This window comes from Neisseria sp. P0021.S007 (assembly GCF_051956855.1).
The window spans coordinates 1-510 of sequence record NZ_JBQCXA010001249.1 but is presented as its reverse complement, the minus strand read 5'-3'; the positions used below and the strand labels follow the sequence as shown (position 1 = coordinate 510).

Here is a 510-nt window from a genome sequence, read left to right as displayed (position 1 = left end):
ATTTTGCCAGCTGCGTATAGCCTTGCAAGCCCAATACCATGCCGACAAACAGGCCGGACACGGCGACAATCAGGACGGACAACACGCCTGCAAAGTAAATCTGGCGGATGCTCAGGCGCGGACGGGCAAACGCCGTGCCTGATTTGGCCAGGATCTGCAGGAAAAACAGCGTAATGCTGCCCAGCGATTGGATGAAGCCGAGGGTTTTTGCCCCGACGGAACGGATAAAATTCATAGGTTTCAGTTGATTGGTTAAATGGTTTTCAGACGGCCTTGTTTAAGTTTCAAGCCGTCTGAACATCAGCCCAGTAAGTCTTGTTTTAAAGTCGTTTGCGCCGGATAGCGGTAGGCGACAGGGCCGTCTGCCAAACCACCGACAAACTGGCGTACCCAAGGCGAGTCGAGTTCGCGCATTTCTTCGGGCGAGCCGGAGAACATGATTTTGCCGTGTGCCAGGAAAATGACTTGATCGACAATTTCCAGCGATTTTTCGATGTCATGCGTTACCAT

The 510-nt window shown here is 52.2% G+C and carries 1 protein-coding gene and 1 pseudogene; both read right to left on the bottom strand.

All coding sequences use genetic code 11. From position 1 onward, the window contains the following. Window positions 1-235 (bottom strand): ABC transporter permease (locus ACTHUR_RS18570; protein WP_440400242.1); only part of this gene is annotated, 235 nt, incomplete at its 3' end. Window positions 236-300: 65 nt separating this feature from the next. Continuing rightward, window positions 301-510, bottom strand: a pseudogene (locus ACTHUR_RS18565) (ABC transporter ATP-binding protein); the annotation flags it as partial.